At 60.6% G+C, this 13,404-nt stretch carries 11 protein-coding genes; 4 read left to right on the top strand and 7 right to left on the bottom strand.

Annotated elements, in window-relative coordinates; all coding sequences use genetic code 11:
• Positions 1-15 precede the first annotated feature (15 nt).
• From hutU to hutI, 4 genes are read right to left on the bottom strand one after another with little or no spacing between them, the layout of a single operon-like run.
• Positions 16-1,689 (bottom strand): urocanate hydratase, encoded by a 1,674-nt coding sequence (hutU, locus tag NWQ23_RS09015; protein WP_306165955.1) that lies wholly within the window; start codon positions 1,687-1,689, stop codon positions 16-18.
• Positions 1,686-2,468, bottom strand: a complete 783-nt coding sequence (gene hutG, locus NWQ23_RS09010) for an N-formylglutamate deformylase (protein ID WP_306165954.1) — start codon at positions 2,466-2,468, stop codon at positions 1,686-1,688. The genes hutU and hutG overlap by 4 nt, the downstream gene beginning before the upstream one ends.
• Positions 2,465-3,991 (bottom strand): histidine ammonia-lyase, encoded by a 1,527-nt coding sequence (gene hutH / locus NWQ23_RS09005; protein ID WP_306165952.1) that lies wholly within the window; start codon positions 3,989-3,991, stop codon positions 2,465-2,467. The genes hutG and hutH overlap by 4 nt, the downstream gene beginning before the upstream one ends.
• On the bottom strand, positions 3,988-5,190 hold the full coding sequence (hutI, locus tag NWQ23_RS09000; RefSeq protein ID WP_306165951.1) for an imidazolonepropionase: 1,203 nt from the start codon (positions 5,188-5,190) through the stop codon (positions 3,988-3,990). Before hutI ends, hutH begins: the two co-directional genes overlap by 4 nt.
• Positions 5,191-5,261: 71 nt before the next feature.
• On the opposite strand from hutI, the gene NWQ23_RS08995 reads away from it, so the two are divergent.
• Both NWQ23_RS08995 and NWQ23_RS08990 read left to right on the top strand, forming a co-directional pair.
• Positions 5,262-6,629, top strand: coding sequence for a formimidoylglutamate deiminase (locus NWQ23_RS08995; RefSeq protein ID WP_306166100.1), 1,368 nt, complete (start codon positions 5,262-5,264; stop codon positions 6,627-6,629).
• Complete coding sequence (locus tag NWQ23_RS08990; RefSeq protein ID WP_306165949.1) at positions 6,626-7,327, top strand: GntR family transcriptional regulator; 702 nt, start codon at positions 6,626-6,628, stop codon at positions 7,325-7,327. The genes NWQ23_RS08995 and NWQ23_RS08990 overlap by 4 nt, the downstream gene beginning before the upstream one ends.
• 71 nt (positions 7,328-7,398) lie before the next feature.
• Here NWQ23_RS08990 and NWQ23_RS08985 read toward each other — a convergent pair whose 3' ends face one another.
• From NWQ23_RS08985 to NWQ23_RS08975, 3 genes are all read right to left on the bottom strand, one after another.
• Positions 7,399-8,664, bottom strand: a complete 1,266-nt coding sequence (locus NWQ23_RS08985; RefSeq protein ID WP_306165948.1) for an O-antigen ligase domain-containing protein — start codon at positions 8,662-8,664, stop codon at positions 7,399-7,401.
• Positions 8,664-10,109, bottom strand: coding sequence for a hypothetical protein (locus NWQ23_RS08980; protein ID WP_306165947.1), 1,446 nt, complete (start codon positions 10,107-10,109; stop codon positions 8,664-8,666). Before NWQ23_RS08980 ends, NWQ23_RS08985 begins: the two co-directional genes overlap by 1 nt.
• Positions 10,110-10,216: 107 nt before the next feature.
• On the bottom strand, positions 10,217-10,831 hold the full coding sequence (locus NWQ23_RS08975; RefSeq protein WP_306165946.1) for a response regulator transcription factor: 615 nt from the start codon (positions 10,829-10,831) through the stop codon (positions 10,217-10,219).
• Between the two features lie 250 nt (positions 10,832-11,081).
• On the opposite strand from NWQ23_RS08975, the gene NWQ23_RS08970 reads away from it, so the two are divergent.
• Complete coding sequence (locus NWQ23_RS08970; protein WP_306165945.1) at positions 11,082-12,461, top strand: WecB/TagA/CpsF family glycosyltransferase; 1,380 nt, start codon at positions 11,082-11,084, stop codon at positions 12,459-12,461.
• A 30-nt stretch (positions 12,462-12,491) separates the two neighbouring features.
• Positions 12,492-13,379, top strand: a complete 888-nt coding sequence (locus tag NWQ23_RS08965) for a UTP--glucose-1-phosphate uridylyltransferase (RefSeq protein ID WP_306165944.1) — start codon at positions 12,492-12,494, stop codon at positions 13,377-13,379.
• The last annotated feature ends 25 nt before the right edge of the window (positions 13,380-13,404 follow it).

The following is a 13,404-nucleotide window of genomic DNA, read 5'->3' as shown; positions in this document are numbered from 1 at the left end:
AATCGTCGTACCCCTTCAGTTGCCCAGTATGCGGGGCAGACGCAGTCCGTTTTCGCGCGCGCAAGCGATCGCATCTTCATAGCCCGCATCTGCATGCCGCCAGACACCGGACGCCGGATCGTTCCACAGCACCCGCGCGATCCGCTTGGCCGCTTCTGGCGTACCGTCTGCGCAGATCACCACACCGGAGTGCTGGCTGAACCCCATGCCCACACCGCCACCGTGGTGGATGCTGACCCATGTGGCCCCTGAAGCTGTATTGACAAGCGCATTCAAAAGCGGCCAATCCGACACCGCGTCAGAGCCGTCCTTCATCGCTTCCGTTTCGCGGTTGGGCGAGGCGACAGAGCCCGAGTCCAGATGGTCGCGCCCGATCACGACGGGGGCTTTCAATTCACCACTGGCCACCATGTCGTTAAAGGCCAGCCCCGCGCGATGCCTGTCCCCCAGCCCGATCCAGCAAATCCGCGCAGGCAGTCCCTGAAAGGCGATGCGGTCGCGCGCCATATCCAGCCAATTGTGCAGATGGGTATTGTCGGGGAACAGCTCCTTCATCTTGGCGTCGGTTTTGTAGATATCTTCGGGATCGCCGGACAGGGCCGCCCAGCGGAACGGTCCGATACCCCGACAGAACAGCGGGCGGATATAGGCAGGCACAAAACCGGGAAAGGCAAAGGCGTTTTCCAACCCTTCGTCAAGTGCGACCTGCCGGATGTTGTTGCCGTAGTCCAGCGTCGGCACACCCGCATTCCAGAAATCGACCATCGCGGCGACATGGGTTTTCATAGAGGCGCGGGCGGCTTTCTCAACGGCTTTGGGGTCGCTTTCCTGTTTGGCTTTCCATTCACCCATGGTCCAACCCTGCGGCAGATAGCCGTGCAGCGGATCATGGGCGCTGGTCTGGTCTGTCACCATATCAGGGCGCACACCGCGCCGGTAAAGCTCGGGAAAGACGTCAGCCGCATTGCCCAAAAGCCCCACGGATTTTGCCTCGCCCGCTTTGGTCCAGCGGTCGATCATCGCAAGCGCCTCGTCCAGCGTATCGGCGCGTTCGTCCACGTAACGCGTGCGCAGGCGGAAATCGATGCTGTCAGGGTTGCATTCGACGGCCAGACAGCAGGCCCCCGCCATGACCGCCGCCAAAGGCTGCGCACCGCCCATACCACCCAGACCACCCGTCAGGATCCACTTACCTTTCAGATCGCCGCCATAGTGCTGGCGTCCTGCCTCGACAAAGGTTTCATAGGTGCCCTGCACGATGCCCTGACTGCCGATATAGATCCACGATCCGGCGGTCATCTGGCCGTACATGGCCAGCCCTTTTTTATCGAGTTCGTTGAAATGATCCCATGTCGCCCAATGCGGGACGAGGTTGGAGTTGGCAATCAGGACGCGCGGCGCGTCCGTGTGGGTTTTGACAATGGCAATCGGCTTGCCTGATTGCACGACCAGCGTTTCATCGGCCTCAAGGTCTTTGAGGCTGGCGACGATGCAGTCGAAATCAGCCCAAGTCCGCGCAGCCCGCCCGATGCCGCCGTAGACGACCAGTTCATGCGGGTTCTCGGCCACATCGGGGTGCAGGTTGTTCATCAGCATCCGCAACGGCGCTTCGGTCTGCCAGCTTTTCGCGGTCAGTTCGGGGCCGGTTGGCGGGTAGATGTCGCGCGCATTCTTGCGGGGGTCGGTCATTGGGGCCTCCAGTCGGACAGGGTTGCGAGGATTGTTTGAAGATGGGCGCGCGTGCGGTCGGCGATGTCGCTGACATAGGTCCAAGGCGCGCGCTCGATCATATAGGTGGATTGGGCCAGTTCCATCTGGATGGCATGTACACCCTGGGCGGGGTGCCCATAGTGGCGCGTGGTCCAGCCGCCCTTGAAGCGACCGTTGAGGATTGACGTGTAACCCTCTGCTTTTGAACATATAGTCTGAATTGCATCCGCGATGTCTGGCGCGCAGGTGACGCCTTCGTTCGTGCCGATGTTGAAGTCCGGCAAGATGCCGTCAAAGAGAAACGGGATATGCGACCGGATCGAATGGCAATCATAAAGCAGTGCAAATCCGTGGATCGCCTTAACCCGATCAAGTTCTGCTGAAAGTGCGGCATGATAGGGCGCGTGATAGAGGGTTGTCCTGCGCGCAGTCTCGGCGCGATCCGGCTCTTGCCCTGCCAGATAAAGCGGGCGGCCATCAAAATCGGTCAACGGGCATAACCCCGTGGTGTTTTGACCGGGATAAAGGCTTTCCCCTGTTGGGGCGCGGTTGACGTCGATCACATAGCGATGGACCGGCGTGCGCACTGTCGTCACATCATCGACCAGCCCCGCATAAAGCCTTTCGATATGCCAATCCGTATCGGCCATGGCGCGCCCTGTGTCATTGAGACGGGCAAGGCAATCGGGCGGGATGTCCGTGCCGGTATGCGGCAGGGCCAGCACCAGCGGGCTGCGGCCTTGGCGCACCGCGATCATAGCACGATGTCCACGCCTGCGGCCATGGCAAGGCTGTCATCGGCCACGCAGGCGGCGGCGGCCTTGATATCGGGGGCAAGGTAGCGGTCTTGCTGCAAGCTGGGAACGACCGCGCGCAGGCAGGCCATGGCGCCTTGCAAAGGTGCCGATGTAACAAGCGGCGCGCGTTGTTCGATGCCTTGGGCAGCGCAGATCGCCTCGATCCCCAAGATGACGGACAGATTGGCGGTCATCCGATGCAAACGCCGCGCACCATGGGCCGCCATGCTGACGTGATCTTCCTGATTGGCCGATGTCGGGGTGCTATCGGTCGAACAAGGATTCGCCAGATGCTTGTTCTCGCTCATCAAGGCGGCGGTGGTGACTTCGGCGATCATCAGGCCAGAGTTCAGGCCCGGTTCGGGCGTCAGAAACGGCGGCAGATCAAATGACAGCGTCGGGTCCACCATCAGGGCCACACGGCGCTGCGCTATTGCACCGATTTCAGCAAGGGCGAGCGCAATCTGGTCGGCAGCAAAGGCCACGGGTTCGGCATGGAAATTGCCCCCCGACAGGATTTCGCCGGTGTTAGCGATCACCAAGGGGTTGTCGGTGACGGCATTCGCCTCGATCTCCAAGGTGCGTCCCGCAAAGCGCAAGAGGTCTATCGCGGCACCCGTCACCTGCGGTTGGCAGCGGATGCAATAGGGGTCTTGCACGCGGGTATCGCCTTCGCGGTGGCTTTCGCGGATGATGCTACCGTCCAGCAGGCGCGACATGGCAGAGGCCACGTCAATCTGGCCTTGATGCCCGCGCAGGGCGTGAATGGCCGGGTTCAAGGGCGCGGTCGACCCCATGATCGCATCGGTGGACAGGGCCGAGGTGACAATCGCGGCCCGCGCGGCGCGCCAGCCTTCGAAAAGCCCCGCAAGAGCGGCAGCCGTTGAAAACTGGGTGCCGTTGATGAGTGCCAGCCCTTCTTTCGGCCCCAGCACGATCGGTGCCATACCTGCCTGTTGCAGCGCATCGCCGCCCGCCATGGTTTGGCCCTGAAACACGGCCTCGCCCGCGCCGATCATCACTGCGGCCATATGCGCCAGCGGTGCCAGATCACCCGAGGCCCCGACCGACCCCTGCACGGGGATCACTGGCAGTACGCCGCGCGTCAGCATTTGGGCGATCTGGTCGCAAATTTCCCAACGCACGCCCGATGCGCCGCGCCCGAGCGAGAGCAGTTTCAGCGCCATCATCAGGCGGACGGTTGCAGGCTCCAGCGGTTCGCCCACGCCACAGCAATGCGACAGGATCAGGTTGCGTTGCAGGGTTTCAGTGTCGTCGGGCGCAATCCGCACAGAGGCGAGTTTACCAAAGCCCGTGTTGATCCCGTAAACCGGCGCTTCACCTTTGGCGGCCTTGGCGACAAGTGCTGCAGAAGCTTCAACCGCGCTGCGGGCTGCGGGATCAAGGGCCACAGGGCCATCACCGCGCCAGAGTGTCTCTAGCTGTGCCAGTGTCGTTGTGCCGGGAGTGAGGGTTTGTGTCACGCGACACCTCCGAAAATGCGGGAATGAAGGGGGGTGATGCCGATGCCATAGGAGAGCTCGGCCGGATCAGCGACGTTCCAGATCGCAAGATCGGCCCGCATCCCGGGTGCGATCACACCGCAATCGGTCAGCCCGAGCGCGCGCGCGGCATGGCGTGTGGTGCCGGCAAGCGCCTCGGCGGGGGTCATGCGGAACAGGGTGCAGGCCATGTTCATCGCCAGCAAAAGCGATCCGAGCGGCGATGATCCGGGGTTCCAGTCTGTCCCCACGGCCATCGGCACGCGATGGTCGCGGAACGCCTGAACCGGCGGGGCCTGCGTTTCGTGGATGGTATAGAACGCACCGGGCAGCAGGACGGCCACGGTGCCGGCGGCGGCAAGGGCTGCGGCATCGGCAGCCGTCGCATATTCCACATGGTCAGCGGACAAGGCACCGTAGCGGGCCGCCAATGCCGTGCCGCCGCTGTGGCTAAGTTGCTCGGCGTGGAGTTTCACCGGCAGTCCAAGGGCGTTTGCTGCGTCAAAGACGCGGGCAATCTGGTCTGGGTCAAAGGCGATGCCTTCGCAAAAGCCGTCGACCGCATCGACCAGCCCTTCGGCATGGGCGGCGGCGAGTGTTGGAATGCAAACGGTGTCGATATAGTGGTCGGCATCCATGCCCACAGGCACCGCATGGGCCCCCAGAAAACTGGTCACAACGCGGATCGGCCGCAGATCGGCCAGTCTGCGCGCGGCGCGCAGCATCCGCAATTCGGTCGCGCTCTCCAGTCCATAGCCGGATTTGATTTCAACGACGCCCACACCTTGGGCGATCAGCGCATCCACACGGGGCAGGGCGCTGGCCAGCAGGTCTTCCATGCTGGCGCTGCGGGTCGCGGTCACTGTCGAAATGATCCCGCCGCCTGCGCGGGCGATTTCTGCGTAGCTTGCCCCGTTCAACCGCATCTCGAATTCGCGGGCGCGGTTGCCGCCGTGGACGATATGGGTATGGCAATCAATCAAGGCAGGAGTCACCAGCCGCCCGTCATAGGTCTGCTGCATGATCCCCGCAAACGCGGCGGGCAGGTCAGTCGCCGGACCCACCCAGGCAATCAGCCCATCCGCCACGGCAATCGCCGCATCCCGGATCAGCCCATAGCCGCCCGCATCGGGGGCCATCGTGGCGGCCGCAAGTCCGGTCAAGACAAAGGGGGCGGGCATAGAGATTCCTTGCAATAAACCTACTTATTATTAATATGTGCATACTTAATAAAGTCAACGGAGTTGTCTTGGTGCAGATCATCCATGCAAAACAGGTGCTTACCCCGCAGGGCTGGCAAAGCGATCTTGAGGTGACCATTGACGGACTGGGTCGAATCGCAGCGGTCACCCCGCAAAGCCGGACGCCCGATCACCGCATCCCTGTCCTTTTGCCTGCACCGCTGAACCTGCACAGCCATGCGTTCCAGCGCGCCATGGCGGGGCTGACCGAGGCGCGTGGCCCTGACCCGCGCGACAGCTTCTGGAGCTGGCGGCGGTTGATGTACAAATTCCTGGATCAGTTGACCCCGGATCAGGTCGAAGCGATTGCCGGTCTTGTCTTTATGGAGATGCTGGAGGCGGGCTATGGCGCGGTCGCCGAATTCCATTACCTGCACCACGGTGTCGGGGGTGTGCCTTATGCCAACCTTGCTGAAATGTCTGATCGGATCGTGGCGGCTGCGGGTACAGCGGGCATCGGGCTCACCCTTTTGCCGGTGCAGTATCAGTTTGGTGGCTGTGACCTGCGTCCGCTCAACGGCGGGCAGCAGCGTTTTGGCAACGATCCGGACCGGTTTCTGCGGCTGCATGGGCAGGCGCGTGCCACTGTCGCTGCTGCCCCTGCGGATTATGATATCGGCATGGCCCCGCATTCGCTGCGCGCCGTCGATCCTGCGGGCCTGTCCCAGATATTGGCGCAGGCCACTTCCGGCCCGATCCATATGCATCTGGCCGAGCAGGTGGCTGAAGTGGACGAGGTGCTGGCCCATCTGCAGGCCCGCCCGACCGAGTGGCTGCTCAATAATCACGCGGTCGATGACCGCTGGTGCCTGATCCACTGCACCCAGATGACCGACAACGAAACCACGGCGCTCGCAGCAACGGGTGCCGTCGCGGGCCTGTGTCCGCTGACCGAGGCGAACCTTGGTGACGGGATATTCAACGGCACGACCTTTTTGGGGCAGGGCGGGACAATTGGTTTCGGCTCTGATTCCAACGTGCATATTTCGCTCTTCGAGGAACTCAAGACACTGGAATATTCGCAACGTCTGCGCGACCTGTCCCGCGCCGCATTGGCGATGCCGGACCGCTCGACCGGGCGGGTTTTGTTCGAGGCTGCGGCCAAAGGCGGCGCACAGGCGGGCGGGCGCGACAGTGGCCGGATCGCGGCGGGCGCCTGGGCGGACCTTCTGGGGCTGGATGATGATAACGAATGGCTCTGCAACCGCAGCGGTGATGCCACCCTTGATAGTTTGATCTTTGGTGGCGGCGGGCAGTCCTGCGTGCGGGATGTCTGGAGTGCCGGGCGTCATGTCGTGCAAGACGGGCAGCATGTCCGGCGCGCGGCGATTGTCGCGGATTTCAAGGCCACGATGCGCCAGCTGGAGACACGGATTTGACCGCCCCCCTGCGCCTGTCGTGGATGGATGTGCGCGAGACGATCCGCACCCGTATCCTTGACCGTACCTATGCGCCCGGTGACAGGCTGCCGCGGGATGAAGATATCGCGCAAGAACTGGGCTGCGCGCGCACCACGGTCCATCGCGCGATGCAGGACCTGTCGCAGATGGGTCTGGTCGAGCGCAAACGCAAAGGCGGCACCCATGTCAGGGCCGATCCTGTGACCCGTGCGACATTCGACATTCCGATCACGCGGCGCGAGGTGGAACAGCAGGGCCGCAAGTATGATTACCAACTGATCAGCCGTGAGATGGAAGAGACGCCAATTCCGGTAATGGCCCGGCTTGGTATCCAGCAGCCCGTCCCGATGTTGCACGTCAAGGCGCTGCATCTGGCAGATAATCGCCCCTTTATCTTCGAGGATCGCTGGGTCGATACCAGATCGACACCGGGTATACTGGATGTGGATCTACAGGTTCAGAGCGCCAACGAATGGCTGGTCCACAACAAACCTTACAGTCGCGTCGATGTGCGGTTTTATGCCGTGATAGCCCAGGGCGAGAGTGCCAGATATCTTGCGACCAGTGCCGAAAGCGCATTGCTGGTGATCGAGCGCACCACGTGGATCGGGCAAGACCCGATCACCACAGTTCAGTCCGTGGCTGCGCCAGGATATCAGGTTGCCGCGCAAAACTGATGCGCTCGGCTACAGGTTGAACGTGCAACGCAAGGGGCCGACGCAAGGCTGCTGCCCGCTGCCCTGACGGGTTAAGGCGTCTCTTGTGTGTCTCGCAATTCTCTTGCATGCACACCCAGGATCAACAAAGCGGGCCAAAGAAGATACGCTTGGATTTCGATGTTCTCGCCAAAGGACAAGAGGGTCAGTGTCATCATGATCCCCATCGGCAGATACCCCCGAGGCGAGAGTGTCGCATCTTTCATCGCAAGCAGCGTTTGCCAGACAAATGGCACCAGAAGGCTGAACAGCCCGACCAGACCTTTGACAAATAGCAGACCAAACCACGTGTGATGGCTGCCGATCGGCATGTATTCCACAGCGTGAGAGCCCGGATGGACAGTGCCATGACCGAACCAATAGGCGTCGTTTTCCCAGCGTTCGGCGGCGATACGCTGAAGCAGTTCGCGCACACGGGTGCTATCGGCGCGCGCGCCTTTGAACGTTGCCACCGCATTTGTTGCAGCCGTAGCCAAGCTGGCGCCAATCACCGCCAAAGAGGCCGCCAATCCGGCACCAACCTGCCAAGCCCACCCGCGCAACAAAAGCGACATCATGCGCGGACCGATGGTGCAGGCGACAAGACCGACAAGGCCCATCCGCGATTTGCTGGCAAAGATCATCAGCATCCCCGCGGTCACGCCGATTGCGCGCCATTTGATTGATTTCTCTTCCAGCGCGAACAGGATCATGATCAAGCCAAGCAGGGCGGCAAAGGGCGACCATGGCGCAAAGAACTGCCAGCGCGGTGTCATGCTGGCAGGATCCCAAGTGAAAAAATAAACTGTGAAATACTCTGGCCCCGGACCACCGACGGCTCTGAGCGGCGAGGTGAAAATCCGTTCGGGCAACCCGGCAAAGGGCGCAACCAGCAAAATCGGCGCAAGGATCAATGTCCACAGGCCCACGACGCACTGCGCGCGCACCAAGACCTCGCGCCGGATCGGCAGGATCGCCCCTGCAAGTGGAAAGAGCGCCAAGAGCGCCCACCCTTTTGCCCAGCCGATGGAGGATTTGATGGTTTGCTTGAGCCCCAATCCCCAGTCCGCATGTCCAATCCATAAGGCAACCAACATGACAGCCATACCCGCGATCCAGCCCCAGACCACAGGCGGGATTGGTCCGGTCGCGCGCATATCGGCGCGCACTGCCGGTCCAAGGTACAAGACCAAGACGGCCAAACCGCCCAAAAGCCAGGCGATGACGGGGCCCACCACATAGAGTGCGCCCACCGCATAAAGAGGCCATGTCAGGGTGAGTGTCTTGTAGACAAACCGCTCGATCGGATTGTGATCCATCACTTGGCGCCTGATGGCTGGTGCAGAAGGCGGCTGATGACAGCCAGTCGGACCCAACCCATGATCAAGCTGACAAAGAGCATGAAGGTCGCGGCGATGCCGGCAGCAAAAGCAAGCTTGCGGTTGGGTGATGACGGGCGTTCCGGCAAGGACGGGTTTTCCAGCACCTGCACAAGCGGATAGGACGCGTAGACGTCAGACTTGCTGGATTGCGCGCGGGCAATGGCCGAGGCAAAGACCGCTTCGGCCACGGAAAAGTCGCGTTCCAGGTCTTGCAATTCGGATGCCGCTGCCGCTTTTGCATTCAGATCGGCCTGACTGTTCTCCAGTCTGTCCAGCAAAGTGGCGTGTTCTTCCGCAGCGCCCGCGCGTTCGGCGTCCATGCGGAGCAATTCTGCCAAAAGCTCTGCGCGCGCGCCCTGTGGCGCGAGATCAAGCTGTGCTACCCTGTCGGCGGGCAGGCCCGTAATCCTTTGCGCCAGGCCCAATGCTGCGTGCAAAGCCGTGTCACGGCTGTCTTGGGCGGCCTGCACTTCGGGGTGCCGCGTGCCATAGTGGGCGGTTGCCTCGGCCAGTTCCGCTTCGAAACGGGACGTTTCAGCAAGCAAGGCCAGATAGCCGCTGTCAGCAAAGAGTTTCAGCGTCGCCGCTGCGATTTGCACGTCGAGACCCAGTTTTGCCTCAAGGCGCGCGACGGCGGCGGACTTTTCGCTCAGCAAGGCTGCGCGGTCCAGAACTTGCGCCTCAAGCATCAGGTGACGGTCAACCAAGGCCGCGTATTGGGCGACGGACAACAGCCCGCTTTCATTTTGCAGACTGGCGATCTCGCTGCGGGTACTGGCCACGGAATCGCGATAATCGGCGATCGCTTGCAAGCCACTGTATTCGCGCGTGCTGACCTCGTCAGAGCGCAGGGCGTCAAGTTCGGTAAAGAATGCATCCAGAATGGCATTGGCTCGGGCTTGGGCTTCAACAGGGCTGCGTCCCGTCATTTCGACATGGATCAGGCTGGTTTGATCCACCAGTTGAACCCGTGGTGATCCCAGCTGATACTGTTCGATACCAAGCGATTGCGCTGCAGCTGCCAGAATACGGTCTGCGTTCAGAAGCCGCTTGTAGGTTTCTGTGGGGCTGACCGCACTGCTGGCAAAGGCCGAACTTGCATAAGACGAGGCCTGTCCGATCCCGCTCAGGTTCAACGAGGCTGACGCACCGGAGCCCGGCAAGATCAATGAGGTGCTTGATTTATAGCTCAGCGGGGCTGTCTTGAGATATCCGGTGATCGGTGCCCAGATCAGTCCGCAGCCAAGAAGCGCGAAAGCCATGTAGCGCGGCAAGCGTCCCAAATCGCTTAGTCGCCCACCCATCAGGGCGCGACGCACGAAGCCGCCACGGGGCTTTTTGGTTCTGGGTGCCGCAATTGGCAGTGTCGCTTCAATCCGCATCGGAAATCTCCTTTGCCGATGTCTTAGCGAAACAGGCCGATCCCATCATCCGCGCGGATGGTTAACTGGTTAAAGCATTCGGGACGGACCCTATCCGATCGGATAGATCAAAAAAGTCCCGCTTCGCGCGCAATCAGTGCGGCTTGGGTCCGGTTGGCGGCACCAACCTTGCGATAGAGCGTCTTCATATGCAGTTTGACCGTTGGCTCTTGGATGTCCAGATCGCGGGCAATTTCCTTATTGGACTTGCCCTCTGTCAGGCCCTTCAAGACTTGCATCTCGCGGTCCGTCAATTTTTCGGCCAGCGGGTTCTGATGAACCTCTTCGACGGCAGTCATGAAATCAATGGGGGCGTATTGCTCGCCCATCGCCATGAACTTGACCGCGTTCACAAGAGATTTGGCCGGCAGCGACTTTGGCACGAACCCGGCGGCGCCTGCCTCTAGCGCCTGTTCGGCGATCTGCTTTGTTGCTTCTCCAGAAATAAGGGCAACACGCTGGCCGGCGCCCAAGGCAATCGCGGTCCTGAGGCCTTCGAGCCCGTTCATACCGGGCATGTTGTAATCCAGCAGGACAAGATCAAAGGGTTCACCCTTTTCCATCTCGATACATGCTTCGCCAAAGGTCCCCACGGCGGCAGTCTGAATGTCGCCGGCCCCTTCAAGAAACAGGACAAGCGTATCCCGCAAGAGATCATGATCGTCCGCAATCAGTATACGCATCGCGTGTTCCTTAGTTGTTGAGATCACTGTAGGTTGTAACTTTGGCCGTACAAGGGCGTAAATGAGTGAAAATATGGTTAGTTGGTTAACCCAATTGGGTAGTTGTTGTTAACCATGTTGCTGTTCACCATGTTCGAACGTGGTTAATTTCTTCCACTTGCCACCGCTGCATATCCTGCTGCTCAGTTGAGCCAAATGCCTGTTTTCGTTGATCAAGACGCAAATCGAACACGCAAACAGGATTTCGCAGATGAAGCACGCAACTTTCGACACCGCACCGACACCGATTACACGCAAGCTAACCGGAAACTATCTTCCCTCACTCGATCTTGCTCTGGTGGATGCTGACAGCAACACCGTTATTGCAGATCTTCTGGCCCCCGGCCGCCGTCGCGTCTATTTCATGAACGCGCATTGCTGCAACATGATGCGGAGCCATCCGCAATATGCAAGCGCAGTGCGCAGCGCGGATCTGCTGCTGCCTGACGGGATCGGCGTCGCGCTGGCCGCAAAAATGACAGGTCAAGACCTGACAGCAAACCTGAACGGGACTGACCTTGTACCTGCCTTGCTGGCGGAAGCAGCCAAGATGGGCAAATCGGTCTATCTTTTCGGTGGCAAGCCGGGCACCGCCGAACGTGCCGCCCAGACGTTGCTGCAACAGATCCCGAACTTGATCGTTGCTGGCACGCGCAATGGCTATGACGAGGCCGCTGACGAAGAGGCTGTGGTTGCAGACATCAACGCGCGCAAAGCTGATATCGTTCTGGTCGCCCTTGGGGTGCCGATGCAGGAATTGTGGTTGCAGCGTAACGTGCGCCGCATCAATGCAGACCTGACAATGGGTGTTGGCGCCGCGCTTGATTTTCTGGCCGGTAACGTGGTTCGTGCGCCCAAGATCGTGCGCAAGGTCAAATCCGAATGGGTTTGGCGCCTCGCCATGGAGCCACGCAGGATGGCCAAGCGCTATCTTCTTGGCAACGTCACGTTTCTTGCACATGCGGGAATGAACACGCTCAAGCAGGTCAAGACGGCTTCGGTTGCGAGCAAGGCGCTTGATGTCACAGTCGCAACTGCGGCAGTCGTTGCGCTGGCCCCTGTCTTTCTTGCGACGGCCATCGCCATCAAGGTCGAAAGCAAGGGACCGGTATTCTTTAAGCAGACCCGCATCGGCAAGGATGGCAAACCGTTCTCGATGTATAAGTTCCGCTCGATGGTGACGGACGCCGAAAAGCGCCGCGCCGCTATCTTGGCAACATCAGATCGGGAAGGCATCTGTTTCAAGTCCCGCACCGATCCGCGGATCACCCGCGTTGGCCGAATCATCCGCCGCTTGTCGATTGATGAATTGCCGCAGGTTCTTAATGTCCTGCGCGGCGAAATGGCCATCGTCGGTCCGCGTCCGGCGCTGCCTTCGGAAGTCGCAGCTTACCCTGCGCGCGCCTATGGTCGCTTGGCCGTGAAGCCGGGGATCACGGGTGTCTGGCAAGTCTCTGGCCGGGCCGAGATCGGTTTTGACCAGATGATCGACATGGATCTCGCCTATGCCGCGTCGCGCAACGTGATGCTCGACATCATCCTGATCGCAATGACCTTTCGCGCCGTCATCACCGGCCGCGGCGCGCACTAACACAACATCCAAGACAAAAGGAATAATCACATGACACATATCCGCAAAGCCGTTTTCCCTGTCGCTGGCATGGGTACACGTTTCCTACCAGCAACCAAATCCGTCCCCAAAGAGATGCTGCCGCTCGTGGATCGCCCATTGATCCAATATGCGGTCGATGAGGCCCGCGAAGCAGGGATCGAGCAGTTCATCTTTGTCTCTGCTGCCGGCAAAGGCGCTTTGGAAGACTATTTCGACACCGCAGCGGCGCTGGAAAACCGCCTGGAGGCCGCTGGCAAGAAAGATGCGCTTGCCGCGCTCGAGCGGGCGCGGATGCCTGAAGGTGCGCTGACAATCTTGCGTCAGGCAAACCCTTTGGGTCTGGGTCACGCAGTACGGCAGGCCCGCCAACTGATCGGAAACGAGCCTTTTGCGGTCTTGCTGCCTGATGATGTGATCAAGGGACAGCCGGGCGCGCTCAAGCAGATGGTGCAGGCCCATGCAAAGGTTGGTGGCCATATGGTCGCGACGATGGATGTCCCGCGCGCCGCAACCAGTGCATATGGTGTGCTGGACATCGCAAGCGAATCGGGGCGCATTGCCTATGCCCGCGGCATGGTCGAAAAACCGCGCGCTGACGTGGCCCCATCCACAAAAGCTGTCATCGGTCGCTATATTCTGGATGCAGCCATTTTCGACCGTCTTAGCGCTCTGCGCCCCGGTGCCGGCGGCGAGTTGCAACTGACAGATGCGATCAATGCCGATGTCCCAACAGTTGGCGTGACTGGCTTCAGTTTCGAGGGCGAGCGGTTTGACTGCGGATCGGTTCAAGGCTTTGTCCAGGCGACTGCCGCCTATGCACTGGACCGTCCAGAGCTGTCAGGTGCCTTTGAAATGTTTCTGTCAAACAGGCTGAGCCGGCAGCAAATGGCGGCCTGAAACGGGACTCCTATCCGAAAGGATA

The sequence above is a fragment of the Yoonia sp. genome (assembly GCF_030731595.1).
In the GTDB taxonomy this organism is placed as follows: Bacteria; Pseudomonadota; Alphaproteobacteria; order Rhodobacterales; family Rhodobacteraceae; genus Yoonia.
This window is presented reverse-complemented; position numbering and strand designations above follow the sequence as displayed.

Excerpts from the sequence above, each read along its gene's own strand:
- hutU (WP_306165955.1), bottom strand. The coding sequence starts at position 1,689 with ATGACCGACCCCCGCAAGAATGCGCGCGACATCTACCCGCCAACCGGC.
- hutG (WP_306165954.1), bottom strand. The coding sequence starts at position 2,468 with ATGATCGCGGTGCGCCAAGGCCGCAGCCCGCTGGTGCTGGCCCTGCCG.
- hutI (WP_306165951.1), bottom strand. The coding sequence starts at position 5,190 with ATGCCCGCCCCCTTTGTCTTGACCGGACTTGCGGCCGCCACGATGGCC.
- NWQ23_RS08985 (WP_306165948.1), bottom strand. The coding sequence starts at position 8,664 with ATGGATCACAATCCGATCGAGCGGTTTGTCTACAAGACACTCACCCTG.
- NWQ23_RS08980 (WP_306165947.1), bottom strand. The coding sequence starts at position 10,109 with ATGCGGATTGAAGCGACACTGCCAATTGCGGCACCCAGAACCAAAAAG.
- NWQ23_RS08975 (WP_306165946.1), bottom strand. The coding sequence starts at position 10,831 with ATGCGTATACTGATTGCGGACGATCATGATCTCTTGCGGGATACGCTT.
- NWQ23_RS08970 (WP_306165945.1), top strand. The coding sequence starts at position 11,082 with ATGAAGCACGCAACTTTCGACACCGCACCGACACCGATTACACGCAAG.
- NWQ23_RS08965 (WP_306165944.1), top strand. The coding sequence starts at position 12,492 with ATGACACATATCCGCAAAGCCGTTTTCCCTGTCGCTGGCATGGGTACA.